7 protein-coding genes are annotated in these 18,201 nt (G+C 32.5%); all 7 read right to left on the reverse strand.

Annotated features, from left to right (window positions below; genetic code table 11):
• Positions 1 to 44: 44 nt before the first annotated feature.
• The 7 genes from pdxA to CLOCL_RS13000 all read right to left on the reverse strand — a co-directional run bounded on the left by pdxA (position 45) and on the right by CLOCL_RS13000 (position 18,194).
• Positions 45 to 1,043: a 4-hydroxythreonine-4-phosphate dehydrogenase PdxA gene (gene pdxA, locus CLOCL_RS12970; protein ID WP_014255778.1), complete on the reverse strand. Its 999-nt coding sequence runs from the start codon at positions 1,041 to 1,043 to the stop codon at positions 45 to 47.
• A 190-nt stretch (positions 1,044 to 1,233) separates the two neighbouring features.
• A complete protein-coding gene (locus tag CLOCL_RS12975; RefSeq protein ID WP_014255779.1) occupies positions 1,234 to 2,364 on the reverse strand; it encodes an HlyD family secretion protein in 1,131 nt (376 codons plus the stop codon).
• The gene (locus CLOCL_RS12980; RefSeq protein WP_014255780.1) at positions 2,361 to 3,038 is read right to left on the reverse strand and encodes an ABC transporter ATP-binding protein; all 678 of its coding nucleotides are present in this window, start codon (positions 3,036 to 3,038) and stop codon (positions 2,361 to 2,363) included. The genes CLOCL_RS12975 and CLOCL_RS12980 overlap by 4 nt, the downstream gene beginning before the upstream one ends.
• 37 nt (positions 3,039 to 3,075) lie before the next feature.
• The gene (locus CLOCL_RS12985) at positions 3,076 to 5,553 is read right to left on the reverse strand and encodes an FtsX-like permease family protein (protein WP_014255781.1); all 2,478 of its coding nucleotides are present in this window, start codon (positions 5,551 to 5,553) and stop codon (positions 3,076 to 3,078) included.
• Between the two features lie 56 nt (positions 5,554 to 5,609).
• A complete protein-coding gene (locus CLOCL_RS12990; protein WP_014255782.1) occupies positions 5,610 to 6,872 on the reverse strand; it encodes an MFS transporter in 1,263 nt (420 codons plus the stop codon).
• A 101-nt stretch (positions 6,873 to 6,973) separates the two neighbouring features.
• Positions 6,974 to 10,447, reverse strand: coding sequence for a thioester reductase domain-containing protein (locus tag CLOCL_RS12995; protein WP_014255783.1), 3,474 nt, complete (start codon positions 10,445 to 10,447; stop codon positions 6,974 to 6,976).
• Between the two features lie 49 nt (positions 10,448 to 10,496).
• Positions 10,497 to 18,194 carry a non-ribosomal peptide synthetase gene (locus CLOCL_RS13000; protein WP_014255784.1) on the reverse strand — a complete coding sequence of 2,566 codons (7,698 nt, stop codon included), beginning with the start codon at positions 18,192 to 18,194 and terminating at the stop codon, positions 10,497 to 10,499.
• Positions 18,195 to 18,201 lie beyond the last annotated feature (7 nt).

The raw sequence follows: 18,201 nt of genomic DNA on the forward strand, positions 1-18,201 counted from the left end.
AAAATGCCTAATCTTGAGATGGGATTATTAGCTTCAAAGTGTCTTTATCTGTTTTTATAGTTATTGGAATATTTTGCGGCAGTCAGAATTGCCTCTAACATGCTTATATGACTTGCTCTTCCTGTTCCGGCAATATCAAAGGCCGTTCCGTGGTCAACCGATGTTCTTAAAAAAGGAAGTCCTATAGTTATAGATATTGTCCTTTCAAAATCCAGAGTTTTGGTGGCAATATGTCCCTGGTCATGATAAAGGGACAATACGGCATCATACTTTCCTTTATAGGCCAGATAAAATACAGAATCAGCACCAATGGGTCCTTCAACCTTATAGCCCATTTTAGTTGCTTCCTCAACTGCTTTCTCAATTTCTCTTTCTTCGTCTCCGAACAGGCCATTTTCACCGCAATGGGGATTAAGGCCTGCCACCGCAACGGTACCATCGGTTAAACCTAACATTCTCAATGCTTTTGACGACCTTATGATATAGTCTAAAACTCTTTCTTTTGTAACCATATCACAAGCTTTTCGCAGTGATACATGCCGGCTCAAAAAGAAAACCCTTAAATTCCCCACCTCAAACATGGTCAGGGGGTCATAGGTCCCTGTAAGACCTGCGAAAATCTCTGTATGCCCGACATAATCAACTCCTGCAGCTTTCAGCGACTCCTTGTTAATGGGAGTAGTAGCAACAGCATTAATTTTCCCCACCAAAGCCAAATCAATTGATTTTTTTATATAACTGTATGCCGCTTTTCCGGCCAAAGCTTGAACTTTACCGTATTCAATCTCACCGGTATTCACTGTTTCATCATCTATCAGATATAAGGTATCCGGACTTGGATTTCCATCAAATATATCACTCAATATAGTTAGTTCCGTTTTCAATCCGCACACGGACAAAGCTTTTAAAATTGAATCTTTACTTCCTATAACCACAGGATTGCATACCTCATATATCTTTTTTTCCTTTAAGGCTTTAACTACAATTTCAGGGCCTATCCCTGCAGGATCTCCCATGGGTATTCCAATAATTGGTTTACTCACCTATATTTCCTCCTATGGCTCTCTTTATATCTTTCTTTTTAACTTTCGCAGCAATAGTTCATCCTAAAACCAATCAATTTGAATTTGCCGATAGTATCGTTATAAAATATTTTTATCAATAATAATCCCTTATTAATAATTTTTCATCCTAAAGTTACTGTAAAAATTCAACTGTTTATTTAAATTCGACTTAGTCTATACTTATCTCCAAATTCACATTAAAATTAGGTTTTAAAAAACCATCATTGTCATCAATGTTGATTTCTACAAGGATTGTAGTCTCTCCATTTTTTTCTTTAGCTATATTTGAAATATATGTAACTTTACCGCTATATTCTTTAGACTTATCTGCCTGAGGAACTATTTTAACTTTTGAGTCAATTTTTACATCTTTTATAAACTCCTCAGGAACATCGGCTTCTACTATTACTGAGTCCAAATCAACTATACTTAACACCTTTTTTGTCGTATTTATATTTTCGCCCTTAACATAATTTATATCATAAACTATAGCCTTCTCGATATCGGATATTATCGTATTGTCCTTTATGTAGCTTTTGTCGATCTTTCTCTTCATTAACTCAATTTTACTCTCAAGGCTTTTAATCTTATCTTGGCAAGTGGCTTTTGCATTCTCGTAACCATCCATTTTTACGGAATTTTGATTAATTGTGAGTTCCAAATTCTCAATTTCCTTCTGAAGATTATATTTAGTCTTCTCAAGCGCTGTCTCTATATCATTTACAGACTTTCTGCTCTTCTCAGCATTTCTCTCGTACATCTCCAACTGCTCTTTTGACACTGTTCCCGCTTTAAAAAGTTCCTGCTGAGTCTTCAGATCTTTTAAAGAATCGTCATATGCTTTCCTGGCATTTTCCAAATCACTCATCAATAGTTTCAAATCCGGATGATTGTTATTTTTTAAGTAGTCCTGCAATTCCTTTAAATCCTTTTTTAATTTTTCCAATATCAGTTGACTGTTTTTCATCTCCAATTGATTGTTCTCAATCTCAAGTTTTAATGAATTTATTTCTGCTTCAGTTGAATTCATTTGACTTTTAAATTCGTCGTAATTCATTACCAAAAGCACATCACCTTTATTGACCTTCTGTCCGTCTTTAACCGGTATATCTTCAACAAAAGCGGGAAAATCCAGATAAATATCCTTTACATCCTTAGCTTTTACAATTCCAAAAGTATCTACTGTTACAGGTCTTTCAACAACATCCCCGGATGATACAGTGGAGTTTTCCTTTTTTTCACTGCAACCGGATATGAAAAGCAATGATGCAATCAATATCAATCCCATTATCTTTCTCATATTTCCTCAACTCTCCCATCTCTTACATGTATTATTCTGTTGCCGTATTCTGCTGCTTCCTTAGAATGAGTAACTTGTATTATTGTCTTTCCCTTTTCCTCGTTTATCCTCTTTAAAAGCAGCATGATTTCCGTTCCCGATTTACTGTCCAGGTTACCGATAGGTTCATCGGCCAAAATAACATCCGGCTCGTTTATTAACGCTCTGGCAATAGCTACCCTTTGCTGCTGTCCACCGGATAATTCTCTGGGCGTATGGTGGCGTCTATCGGACAGGCCGACAATCTCAAGAAGCCCATCCAATTTTTTTCTGTAATCTTTAATTCTTTTACCGTCTAAAAGAACAGGAAGCATAATATTTTCCTCTACATTTAAATTCGGTATAAGATTATAAAACTGGAATACAAATCCAATTTCTCTTCTTCTCATAATACTTTCTTCTTTGTCTTTCATGACAGCCAATTCTTTTCCTTTAATTTTTACACTGCCGGAAGTGGGCTTATCCAATCCTCCAATTAAATATAAAAGCGTACTTTTACCCGAACCGGACGGCCCCATAATGGAGACAAATTCACCACTCTGAATGGATAGATTAATGCCTTTCAGCACTTCAACATCTACAGTTCCAAGTTTATATGTTTTATAAAGATTTGTTATCTCAACTACTGCATTCAAAATCGATTATCCCCCCCGTACCAAAATTTATAAAGGATTACTCATATTTTATAGCCTCAATGATATTCAGTTTTGATGTCTTCATCGCTGGTGCAACAGACGCCAAAACAGTAATTATTATACCTACAATAAAATAAATGAATAAATAATATCCGTTAATTTTTATTTCTATCGGCTGATTAATGGATTTCATTACATAGGGCATATCGGTTACCATTATAATTCCCGTAGCAACACCCATAATTCCTCCAATAATTCCGCCGCATAGAGATTCTAAAAACAACATCTTCAATATCTGTGACTTGCTCATGCCAATAGAGCGAAACATAGCAAAAGATCTCTTTCTCTCCAAAAAGCTCACAATAAGATTGTTAAATATACCCAGTACACCAATAAATAATGTAAATATTGAGAACATGTCCAAAATGGAAAATAATCTCCGATTACCGGATATTTCGGATTCTTTCAGAGCTTCAATTCTGCTGATTGTGGTTTTACGACTTATTAATTTTTCCCTTAAAGTTTTTTCAACCTCAACAGGATCTTTATAGGTTTTAATATATATTCTGCTGTAATACCTTGCCTGAAGGTCTGATTTAAGATATCTTTCGGATACCAATGCACAATTTCCGCTAAATATCCTTGTGTTATAGAACCCGATGATTTTAAATGTTCTGCTTACATTTCCCAGTTTTAAAGTTATTTCATCACCCTTTTTTACCCCCAAAGCATCTTTTAGCAAATTTGTAATCAGTATATTTCTTCCCTCATCAAGCCTGTCGATTTGTTTTTGCCTATCCCCTTCAATATCCATATCCCAATAATCAAGGTACTTGTTTTTATCAACTCCCTGAACGGCTCTGATTTTATAATTTAATCCTTCAACATCAACACTATAAGTCTCATATATACTGTACACATCTTTAACACCGTCAACTCGGCGAAGCAATTGTTCAAAATTTTTATCCGCTCTATTATCTTCCAACATAATATCGTAAAGCCTTGTCTTATAGTGGTCGACTATCTCTCGCACAACATCATGACTTACCGTATTCATGGTAAGTAAACTTGAAAGACCTATTGCCAGCAATGAAATATTGTTTAAAACACTTTTGTTGTCTTTTAAGTTTTTAGCTGCCAGTATACCTATATTTCCGAAAAGGACAACAAACAGTCTTTCAAAAATTTTAACAAACAATGAAACTACATAAGGAATAATCAACACCACTGCCAAAACGAGAATAATTGCAAGAATTATGTTAGTAATAAGAGCCAAATTTTTCGGAGTAATACGCGGCCCAACAACGGTAAGAATCAACATAGGAATAGCTATAAATAAATACCACTTCCTCGATCTGGGTTTTTTCTCAATATCATTTAAAACAATAGCCCTCAAAGGTATTTTTGAAACTCTGATTATAGGCAAAAGTGTACTTAGTAAAGTAATTAAGATTGCAAAAATAAATGCACTTATAATATGCTGCAGGGTAAACGGTAAAACAACAGTAGAATTGGGCAATAATATTAACTTCATCAGGTATAAAACGCCTATCCCCAGTATTATGCCGGTTATTCCACCTATTGTTCCGTACACTAAGCTTTCGGCAATAAGAATAAAATCGGTGGCTTTTCTTGTAGCCCCAATACTTCTAAAAGTTCCTATTACCTGCAGCCGCTCTAAGGTAATAACTTTAAAGGATGAATATATAATAAACATGGTGGTACACATTATTATTACAACTATCAGTGTAAAAGGTGTACTTATTGCATCTAAAGCCTGTTTTATCTCTTGCTCGGTAAAGGGTTCACTTACATAATATTGCTTATATGCCTTTGACAATTCTTTTATCAAGGCATTCTTTTTTGATATATCCTTAAGTTTTAAATAAATGGCAGAAACTCTCAGGTCTGCGTTAAAAAAGGAGGCTAACGTACTTTTTGGAACAATGGCGCTAATTATTTCCCTCTGCTGAAAAAAACCTTCATTTTCCGCAATACCGGATATAATAAAATTCCGCTTAATTCCGTCTATCTCAAGCTCAATACTGTCTCCTAAATTTAAGTTAAACCTTTGCGCTGTATCTGAATTTACTATAATCTTTTTTCCGCTGAACGGATAAAGGTTGCGTGTTTGGACATATGTAATCGGATTGAGTTTATCCTGATCCTCCAAATTTATTCCTCTTAAGTCAAACCTGACAAACTCATCCTCTTTAGACTTAAATACCGCATTTGTCCCAAGGGTACCAACAATATGTTCAAACTCGTCCTTATACTCTTCTGTCCCTTTAGTATAAAGCAGCCATGAAGGCGAATCCTCATCAGCACTGATAATTATATCACAATCTCCATAATAGCTTTTCATGCTGTTTATGGATTCATTCAGCATTGTATCCATCAATGCTCTTGATGAAAGGAATAAAGCAGTGGAAATAGTTATTGAAAATACTATAAGGAAAGTTCTGAATTTTTTCTCTTTTATATTGGTAATTATAAATTTTACAATGATGCCCAATATTACACCCCCTGATGAACGCAAACAAATTTAATTATAAAATAATTAAAATAGTTCTATAAATTTGCTGATTCTGTATTCACACTTATTTTTTTATTTTCCGTAATCATAAAATTCAATAACAATTTGATTATCATACCGATACAGCCAATCAATACCGGATAAAACGCAAAGTCTATATCAAAAATAAATCCGTACAATTTGCTTCCAATTACTCCTCCTATTGCAATTAGCATCTCAAGCAAAGCATAAAACCTTCCTAAATATTCCGACATGACTTTTTTTTGAACAAAAGAAGTATAAAATACCCCATACGTGGCAAAGGAAAAGTAAAACAAAAATCCTATTATTGATAAATATATAATCATTCCTAAAGTGCTTGTAGTTATAAAGTTAAAAAATCCTATAATATTTAAAGCAAAAAGTATTGATATTGATCCTAACATACCATACATTGTAATATTTAATGCTTTTAAGTCATTAAATCTTTTATTTAAGATTGGAACAGAAATAAAAGTAAGAAATGTTCCTATAGTACATATTGTTTGAATGGTACCAAAATTTATATCATTTCCTTTAAATATAGTTTTTACTAGATAAGGAAATCCTATACTAAATATTGGTATTATCAACATATGTGTCAGCATTGCATTTAAACTGATACTGAGTACCTCTTTGTCTTTATATAACCTGAATCCATCTGCAATACTGGTAAATATTTTCCTTTCATTTTTATCCTGTTTAGGTTTTATTTTAATAGATAAAATTATAAGTCCCATAACAATAAAACTTATTCCATCTACTAAACAAATTGCCTTAAGTCCAAAAAAAGTATATACATACGCTGCTGCAATCGGAGCCATAACATTACAAATCTGATCAAATATAGAATTCATCAAGTTTCCATGCACCAAATCTTTTTCTTCCAATATTGACGGTATTACAGTCATAGCAGCAGGTTGATAAAAACTAGTACAAATTCCAAAAATAAAAGATACTATATATATTTCCACTAAATTTGCTTTATTGAATAATAAATAAATAAAAGCAGCAATCATTATTGCCCCACGGAGCATATTATTGAGTATTAAGATAAATTTCCTATTAATTCTATCAATAATTGGTCCTGTTATTGGCGATAAAAATATAGTAGGAAGCATTGATATTGCCAAAACGGTTGCAAATTGACTGGCTGACCCTGTTAAACTAAGAACATACAGTGAAAGCCCTACCGCCAAGAAATCATCGCCAATTAATGAAATACCATTACCCAATATAAAAAATAAGAAGTTTCTATTTTTTAACAACCCCAAATTCAATTTAAATCCCCCTTAAAACAATTGTATTATTAATTAAATAATGACTCGTAAAATTAAACCTGCTATGAATATAAATAAACTTAAAACATACTTTTCTTTCTTTATATAAAGTTAACTTTTTTACAGTAGTCAATCATAATTTTTATATGTTCGTCATTTATCTCAGGCCACTCAAATCCCAATTTACTCAGTATTAAGCTGGTTTTATCACATCTTAAAATAATTTCCGTTCTACTCAATTCCTCATCGAAAATTCCCAAGTGCAGAAACATAACTTCAACCATTTTCTTTAAAGTTTTATTTTCATTATTTCTATAAACATCATATAGATAATCCAAATAATCAACCAATTGCATACTTTTTTTGTTATAACCCAGATGTGAAAATACTTCACTAAGGTTGTTAATATTCACCAAATTAGGATTATAAATATGATGTGTATGATTCATAATTCCTAACCTGTTAAATAATAACACAATCGCCTTACTTATGTAATCAATGAAAGAAATCTCCATATTATTATAATGCCAATTTGGTACATAATCTAATTTAATCAGCGAGCGTAATAAGGAATAAACTGCATTTTCCTCTATATTTAATTGAAATACTCCAGTTTTTGAATCACCAACAATATTTCCAATTCTAAATATATTTGCATTTAACCCATTTTCCCTTGCTTTGTAAACCATTTCTTCAGCAAGAAATTTAGTTTGAGCATATACATTGGTTAATTTCTGTCCAAAATCAAAGTCATATTCAGTAAAAAGTACACGTTCCCTTCCTTCAATATTGGCAAATGCAATACCTGTTGTAGATATATGATTAAAATCTTTATCCCGACCTGTTTGGGAAAATTTTAATAATCTTTCTGTACCTTTAACATTTATTTCATAAAATTCACTGTAGATACCATAATGTTTTACTATAGCAGCAGAATGAATTATGCAATCAATTTTTCTTGACAACTTATCATATAATTCTATATCAAGACCAAAACGGTCATATCTCAAGTCTCCGTTTACAATAACTACTCTTTCATTATATTTAGCAATTAAATCTTCATCAAAATAGTAACTAAATTTGCTTTCACATTTCCTTTTTGCTTCTTCATAATCCTTACCCCGTATCAATATATAAATTACTGAATCCGTATTTATCAGCAAATCACGAAGCAAGTAGGAACCGAGGAAGCCTGTTGCACCTGTCAATAAAATATTCTCGTATTTTTTCTTCTTATCTAAATCAATTTCATTGCATTTTGCTAATCTTTGATTATAGCCTTCCGTTTCCGGCAGTTCTTCATTCCTTTGATTCAAGTTATTTAAAAGTAATTCCTTTATTTGCTCAATTCTGAGTTTTACACTGTCATTTTTTAAAGATATATTTTGAGCAAGGCTATATATAGTAGGATGTTCAAAAATATTATTCATACTGACATCGTATTTATCTCTGAGCTTTGCCAATACTTCTATAGCATTTATAGAATTACCACCCAATTCAAAAAACGACTCATTTATATTTATCTCTTCCAAACCTAAAACTTCAGCCCAGACACAAGCAATATTTTTTTCAATTTCGCTATATTCTCCACCCTCTTTTCCTTTAAGGATTATTTTCTGCTTCCCTACATTCAAACTAACTTTGTCAAGCCAACATCTGATTCTTTCAAAAGGATAAGTAGGCAGGCTTACTTTAATAATCTTTTCATTTCTGTATAGTTCATCAAAATCTATGTTTGCTCCCTTTACATACAATTTGCATATATCATATAGCAATTCTATATTACTTTCTCCACTTTCTATATACTCTCTAATTTTCGATGATGCCTCCATATTCAATTTCTTTATTCTTTCTATTTCTCCTATATTTTCAACAATGTTTTCACTGTTACTCCTCTCAGTTTCACCAATATAAACTCCCTCAGTGATTTTTACATCTGCATTTAAACTAACATCTAAATTTAATAAATTTTCCAGCTTTTTCTTCAAATCATCAAAATTCTTTATAACCATTGCCAATCTGCAATTATAATGCTCTCTCCCTGTATTTGCAGTATAACAGATTCGCTTTATATCACCCTTTTCGCCCAAATAATCTCTATATTTTTTCACAATATTTTTAAGAACGTTCATATTTTTTGCTGACAACACTAATACCTGCATCTTATCATCTTGCTGCTCCTGCACATAAAGTCTTTGAGGTGCTTCCTCCAAAATCAAATGGCAGTTCGTACCGCTCAAACCGAAAGAACTAACCCCACATCTTCTAACCTTTCCCTCTTCTCTTTTCCATTCCAAAATTTTATCTATTACAAAAACAGGAGAATTTACAAAATCTATATTTCTATTAGGTCTTGAGAAATTTATTGTTGGTGGTATTTCCTCATTCTTTAAAGAAAGAACTGATTTAATTACTCCTGCCAAACCTGCCATATTGTCAAGATGGCCAATATTACTTTTTACAGATCCTATAGCACAAAATTGTTTTGCCGTTGAATATTTACTAAATGCTTTTGAGATACCTTCAATTTCAATCGGGTCTCCAAGTTTTGTCCCAGTTCCGTGAGCTTCTATATAAGAAATTGATTCCGGCTCTATCCCTGCATCTTTCCATGCTCTTATTATTACGTCCATCTGTGCATTGGGATTTGGTGCCGTTATACCAATAGAGCTCCCATCTTGGTTTATTGCACTTCCTTTTATTACAGCATATATATTGTCACCATCATCAATTGCTTTACTTAAACTTTTCAGCATTATTGCCGCAACACCTTCTCCCCAGCCTGTTCCGTCCGAGTTATCGTCAAAGGTATGCGTTCTATTGTCTGAAGATCTTATTCCAATATCTTTAATATTTTTAAACACAACAGGCAGCAGGTTTATTTTTACTCCACCTGCAATAGCCATATCACATTCACCATTTCTAATTGCTTGACATGCTAAATGAATTGCAACCAGCGATGATGAACAAGTCGTATTTATCAACATGGACGGTCCTTTAAGGTCCAATAGATACGAAACCCTACTCGCGATTATTGCAGATATATTTCCCGGTATAGACATAGAATATAGGGAAGGAGCGATATACGAAATTGCCTGTTTGTATGTAAAGTCATCATCATAATATCCTAAATATACACCAGTACGACTTCCTCTAATCCTCTTTCCGCCGTAACCTGCATCCTCTATAGCAGCATATATTGTTTCCAGAAAAAGTCTTTGATGAGGGTCCATAAGACTTGCTTCGTTTGGTGACAATTGAAAGAAATTATAATCAAACTTGTCAATTGATTCTAGATAACCACCTTCTATATAACTTATGTTACTTTCATCCATACCAACAAACTTAATAAAAGAATCAGTATCTCTTTTTCTGCTTTCCGGGAATTCAGTAATGCAGTCTTTTCCGTTCCTAATATTCGTCCAAAACTCATCAAGGCCATTTTCTGCCATCGGAAACTTTCCAGCCATACCTATTATTGCAATTTCCTTTGTTGAAACTTCCTTTATATTCACTTTTTGTTCAGAACAAGCATTAGTTTTACCGCTATTTACGTTTAAAAGCTTTATCGCCATTATATTTCCCCCTAAATGTAATTTTGCAACTCAAATAAAACTAATCAAATTAATAAGAATCTGTAATAATTTCCATCAATTGCAAATACATATTGGTTAATTCCAGTATTTTCTCATTATCCAGCCTACTTTCATCAAACTCACAGCGCATATTAACTCTAGTATCAATTTCTTCAATAGCAAATATAATATCATATGCTTCCAACAAATTTACATTTTCAGTAAATAGTTCTCTACAATATATAAAAGTACTAATATACCCAGGCTTTTTGGCTGGAGCTGATTCAATTAGTTCTTTCAACCTATATATTTTTTTACTACTTAAATTCTTTCTTTCAACTACTAATTTAATGAGCTGTTGAAAGTCAGATACTTCATTTAGATCAATATCTAACTGTATAACTTCATTTGCATTGTCAAACATCACATAGAATGACATTTGAGAGTTTTCTGTTATTTCATAGAATAATTGTATATAGACTGCCAAAATTACATTTCTATAATTAATATTTTCTTTTATGGATATATTCTTTATCTTCTCGAAACTTACTCCATCAATATCAAACTCATATATCAACTTTTTACTTTTCTCATTCTCTTCCTTAAAATATATCTCAGGGAACTCAATAAAATTAAACTGAACATTTTTACTTATTGCTGATTTTTTATCTTTTATAAAATCTGCAAGTTTTGAAATTGTTGGATACGTAAAAAGATCAACAACCGTAACAACCCCAGGATATAATTCCTCAATTTGCGAGTATATTCGTACTAATGAAATCGAATTACCACCTAAATCAAACAAGTTATCATTAATACCTACTTGTTTAACTCCAAGTACTTCACACCATATATTAGCCAATTTTTCTTCAATATCATCCCTTGGAGCTACATATTTGCTTCCCGTATTTATTATGTCCTGTGGTAACGGCAATAAATTTCTATCTACTTTTCCATTAGCATTTAACGGAAATTGTTCAACCATGATAAAATATGACGGGATCATATAATCAGGAAGTATCCTAGATAAAAATTCTCGCATTTCAGATGTTGTCAATTCTTTATCAGATGTATAATATGCGCATAGATAATTGTTATTTTCATCAAGTTTATTTGCGGTAACCACAACATCCTTTATCAAATCATATTTTGCCATTTGAATTTCTATTTCCTCAAGTTCTATCCTGTATCCCCTTATTTTTACTTGATGATCGGCTCTTCCCAAAAATTCTATTTCTCCATTAGGGAGCCATTTGGCAATATCCCCTGTTTTGTACATTAACTCACCATGTACGAAAGGATTGGGGATAAATCTCTCCTTTGTAAGTTCTGGCATATTTAAATATCCCCTTGCCAAACCATCTCCCGATATAAATATTTCTCCTGGTATTCCAATCGGCTGAACACATTTATCTTTGTTTAGTATATAAATCTTACTATTGGCAATTGGTTTACCAATATTAACTGATTCTGGCCCAGAAAGTTCTTTTATAGTTGTCCCAACCGTAGTCTCAGTTGGTCCATAGGAATTATAAATCTTTGCATTTGAATACTTGCAAATTACTTCTAATAGTTCCGGAGGAAATGCTTCACCACCTACAATAAATTCATCCACTACACCCAAAAAGTCCAGTTCTTTCAGTTCTGTAAGAATCTTTAGTCTCGATGGTGTTGTTTGCAGAATATTGATCTTATTTTTTAATATTAATTCTGCCAACAACTTAGGATCCTTTCTTTGCTGTTCATCTGCAATCACTACTTTAAGACCTTTTGACAACGGTAATAATGTTTCATCCACAAAGGCATCAAAGCACATAGTAGTAACTGCCAGTATAGATTTTCCAACGCTAAAATCTATATGTTCCGACATTCCTCTAATATAGTTAACTACACCTCTATGTTCAATCATTACACCTTTAGGCATGCCTGTTGAACCTGATGTATATATTATATAAGCTAAATCCTCAGGTCTGTTAACATTTGCGAGATTTGAGCAATCACCATTATACAGTTCATTATCAGTAATATCAATGACTTCTCCTTCAAATTCAATATCAGCAACAAGCTCGGGCTGTGTTATAAGCAGACTGGTTCCACTATCCTCCAGCATATATTTTATTCTTTCAGAAGGATACTGTGGGTCAAGAGGAACATATGCTCCTCCAGCCTTTAGAATACCAAATACACCAATTAACATTTCCATTGAAGGGTTTAGCATAAGTCCAACCAAACTGTTAGGCTTGACTCCAATTTCCCTCAATTTCCTTGCTAGTTGGTTGGATCTTTCATTTAACTGACTATATGTAAGTGTAGAATTACCAAATACCAGTGCTATATTTTCCAGACTTTTCACCACCTGATTTTCAAACAAGCCATGTATAGTTTCACTTGGATAATCACGCGAGGTGTCATTAAAATCAAATAATATCTTTCTCTTTTCTTCATCAGATATCAAATCCAAATTCCCAATTGTCACTTCAGAGCCTTTTGCTATATTTATTGTCAGGTTCATAAAATGCTCTTTTATGTTTTCAACATCCTTTATATCATATACAGCTGCATTATAAACAAACTTAATTATAAAATCTGTTCCAGGTAAAAAGACTACATTGAAATCATAATTTGTTTGTTCAAAGAATTCAAAATTCTTTATCACGAAACTTTTTGTTCCACTATTGTCCGCATCAAATATAGCTCTTTCCACCGGATAATTCTCAAAAATAAGTATATGATTTATTAAATTGTTCTTTAGAGAAGACTCCGACTGTATTTGAGCAAGTGAATAGTAACTATATTCATCAGCTTTCAAAGCTGATTTCTGCATCTCTACTATCAACTCACTAAAAAGCCTATTTCCATCACACATCACTCTGACAGGAATAGTATTTATAAAAAGCCCTAAAGTGTTCTCGATCCCCCTAATCTCTGATGGGCGTCCCGATACAACTGCACCAAATACAACATCCCCTGTATTATTATATCTCTGGAGCAATATACCCCAAATTGCCTGAAATATAGTATTTATTGTAACTTTACATCTTAATGCAATATCTTTTAGATTTGCTATAATATTTTCATTAATGCTAAATTCTATCTCCTCTTGTTTATATAAAGTCTTTCCAACTGAAATTTTCTTACCGGGAAGTACTGCTGCTTGCTCATACCCATACAAGTAATTTTTCCAAAAAATACGAGCTGCCTCTTTATCCTGCCTTTCTAGCCAATAGATATATTCACTATAGGGATAAACTTTCTTGTTATATGGTAATTTACCTTCTTTAATATCATTATATAGCTCTAAAAATTCTTTTAAAATGACACTAAGACACCAACCATCCATTAATATGTGGTGAAAACTCCAAATAATTTTGTATGACCTATCATTAATTTTTATTAAAGATATTCTAATAAGCCTATCATTTTTGAAGTCAAAACCTTTTGACCTGTCCTTCTGCTTAAATTCCTCTATATACTCTTCTTTTTCTTCTTCAGATAAATTCGTTATTTCCTCAAATGATATTGAAACTGGATACTCTTTTAAAACTACCTGTCTTGGCCTTTTTATCCCATCATATACAATTGTAGTTCTCAAAATGTCATATCTATCAACTAATAAATTGAAACTTTTTTCAAATATATTCTTGTCAAATTCCCCATCAATAGAAAGTACTGCTTGCTCAAAATATACTTGGGAATCCGCATCTAAAAGGCTATGAAATAATATACCTTCCTGCATAGGCGAAAGTGGATATATTTTTTGTATTTCACTATTGACTACCTTTTTAATTTGCTCAAGTTCCCCAATCGATAATAGTACATCACCATAATCACTAGGTGTAAATTCCGGATGTTCTTTCTTAATACAATGGTCAATAATCACAGAAATTGCTTGTTTGTAATATTCCGCCATATTGGAAATAGTTTCTTCCCTATACTCGTCACTGTTATATGTAAATTCTACAAATAACTTTCCATTACTTATAAAACAGTTTACATCAATAGCATGTTTTCTATTATAATCGCCACCAATAGTTTTTCCTACCGATAAATGCGATACCTCAAATTGTCTACCCTCTAAAACATTACTAAATTCACCCAAGTAATTAAAACTAATCTCAGGTTTCAGTTTAAATTTTATTGCGGCTTTATTCTCTTCTTTAGTAAGATATTTGATGATGCCATATCCTATACCTTTATTTGGTATTTTTCTAATTGTGTCCTTTACATACCTAATTATATAAGAAAGGTTGTCCGATTCATGCAAATCTAATACAATAGGATAAAGTGATGTAAACCATCCTACAGTCCTGCTTATATTAGTATCCTCAATAATTTCTTCTCTTCCATGTCCCTCAATATTAATAGCCACTTTATTTATGCCAGTCCATTTTTTTACTGCAAGTCCCAGTGCTGCAATAAGAATATCATTTACTTCAGTATTATACGCTTTATTAACATTTTTCAGTATATTTGCTGTTTCTTCTTCATCAAGAATTAGTCGGATAATATTACTATTCTTAAACCTTCTTTCCTCTATATGGTTATCTTTCGGCAATGGTATAATATCATCCAAATTTTCGAACCTTGACCAGAATTCAATTTCGTTTAAAAGCTTTTTACTGTTTGAATATTCAGAAATTTTTTCGGACCAATTTTTGAATGAATCAGTTTTAAGACCAAGTTTAATTTCCTGTCCCTTAACAGCTTGTTCATAAGCAATCGCTAAATCCTCCAATATTATTCTCCAAGAAACGGCGTCTACCACAAGATGGTGAATTGCTATCAGTAAATGATCCCCATCATATGTTTTAAACAAACATGCACTTACCAATGGGCCATTCCATATGTCAATTCCCGCTTGTACCCTGTTTGCCTCTTCCTCAATTAAATCTTCATATTTATCTCTGCCAATCAAATCTATCTCTTTTAACAAGAATGTTCTTTCAGCCATTCCCCTATTATATTGCTTTATTTGATCCTTTTCTTTTCTAAATATAATCCTCAAAGCATCGTGTTGCTCCACAAGTTTCACAAAAGCCTTTTCAAGTGCATTAAAATCAAACCCGTCTTTTTTGAAAAGCATGAGCGATTGGTTAAAATATGATTCTCCCGTCAACTCATTTTCCAAAAACCACTTTTGAATTGGTGTTAGATTTATATAGCCTTCAACTGTTCCCTGATATATTTCCTTTGTAACTATTTTCACAAGTGGACTTAACTCCTCAATAGTAGGGTAGTTGAACAAATCCTTCATACTCAACTTTAGGTTATCTGCATATAAACGTGAAAGTATTTGCAACCCTTTAATTGAATCGCCACCTAAAGCAAAGAAATTATCCCTAATACCTATTTCTTTTATTTCAAGAACATCTTTCCATATTTTTGCAAGTTTTTCTTCTATTTCATTACGCGGAGCAACAAACTCTACACCGGTATTTATATTTGAATCAGGTCCGGGTAATGCTTTTCTATCAATTTTTCCATTTAGTGTCAAAGGTATTTCCTCAATTTTCACAAAATATGAAGGTACCATATATTCCGGCAAATAATTCAGTAAATATTCTCTTAACTCTATTACTGATGGATTTGAATCCGAAATAATATATGCACAAAGATATTTGTTTCCTGATTTATCTTCTTTGAGCACTACTACAGCATTTTTTATATCATTATAATCTTTCAGTTTTGCTTCAATCTCACCAAGCTCAACCCTGTTACCTCGTATCTTTACCTGGAAATCCTTACGTCCAAGATATTCTATATTTCCATCGGGCATCCACCTTGCAATATCTCCTGTTTTGTATACTCTTTTATTATTTGCAAATGGACAAATTACAAACTTCTCTTCTGTCAAAGAAGGTCTGTTAAGATAACCTCTCGCCAGTCCATCTCCCGCAATAATCAATTCTCCTTCAACACCTACAGGCTGAAGTTTCAAATTATTATCTACTATATATAAATTTATATTATCTATCGGCTTTCCTATAAGAACTTTATTTATATCTGAGTCATTCGAACAATCAAAATATGAAACATCTACTGTGGCTTCAGTGGGACCGTAAAGGTTTGCAAGTTTTGTACCGTTTTGATTATAAAGTAACCTGTTAAATTTTCTTACCTGATGCAAACTCAAAGCCTCTCCGCTTGCAAAAACCTGTCTAAGAGTTTTGATTTCTTCTATACAATTTTTCATTTCAATATATTCTAAAAACATGTCCAACATTGAAGGAACAAAATGTATTATAGTTATTTTATTTTCTCTTATAGCATCAACTATAGTTTCCGGCTCTTTTTCACCACCGGGGATAAGAAAGCAAACACTTGCACCGTTAAACCCCCACCAAAATAATTCCCATACTGAAACATCAAAAGTAAATGGAGTTTTCTGAAGTATTACATCATTTTCACCAATTGGATATTTTTTTTGCATCCAGTTAAGTCTATTTATCACTGAATAATGCTCAATCATTACCCCTTTCGGTTTTCCGGTAGAACCTGAGGTGTACATTACATACGCTAAGTTTTTAGAATCGCTGTAGTCTCCCAGATTATTATTATCCCTGCTATATAACTCTTCATTGTCTAAAACAATAACATTATTTACAAAACTGCATTTATCTATAAAACGCTCCTGCGTAAGTACTATCTCTGTTTTACTGTCTTCAAGCATAAAACTTATTCTATCCAAAGGATAGTCAGGGCTAATTGGCATATAGGCACCGCCTGCTTTTAATATTGCCAAAATACCAATTATCATTTCCACTGAACGCTCAACCATTATCCCTACTATACTTTCAGTAGTCACGCCCTTTTCTCTCAAAACTCTTGCCAAACTATTGGCTCGACCATTGAGCTCTCTATACGTTAATTTATTACTTCCAAATATCACAGCAATTCTGTCAGGTGATTTTATAACCTGTTCTTCAAACTTCCTGTGAATAGTAATGTCCCGCTGATACTCAGACACGGTATTATTAAAATCAATTAAAATTTCTTTCTTTTCAATATCTGTAATAACATCTACTTCTGATAAAGTTATATTAACATTATCTGTAACTTTATCGAGGAAATTAAGCATATGGAGAAATATTTTTTCTACCTGCATTTTATTGTAATATATGGTATTATATCTAATAATAAGATCAATGCCTTCTTCCTTCAGTTTAAAGCAGAAAGCCATATCACTTTTTACCTCATTCAGATACTCTACATCATGAATATTATCCATAAATACTAATGTATCTATTTTATATCCGTCATCAACCATTTCAATACCCATTAATTCCGCAACTTTAGTAAATGGATAATTTTGATGTTTGTCTGCACCAATAACAGTTTCTTTAATAGAAGTCAATAACATTTTGTAATTATATTCCGACTTCAAACAAGACCTTAACACTAACAAGTTTTTTAAATATTTGCCATTACCTTTTTGCTTAAATGCAGGCATTACCACAGTTATATCATCATTTCCGGTATATTTATACAGCAAATACTTGATACTTGAAAGTAGAACCATGAAGACTCCAAATTCTGATTTATTACTTAATGAAATAATTTTGTTAAAGACATTTCCTGATATATTAAAACTTAAAGTATTATATCCCTGTTCTTCTGTCTCACTTTCATACTTTGGAAAAGAGGTAATGGAAATCCCCTTTTCCAGTTTGCTTTGCCAATAATCTCTTTCAATTTGCATATCCTTTGATGAAACAAGTATGTTCTCTGTATATTTATCCAATATCATAGTATTT

The sequence above is a fragment of the Acetivibrio clariflavus DSM 19732 genome, assembly GCF_000237085.1.
In the GTDB taxonomy this organism is placed as follows: Bacteria; Bacillota; Clostridia; order Acetivibrionales; family Acetivibrionaceae; genus Acetivibrio; species Acetivibrio clariflavus.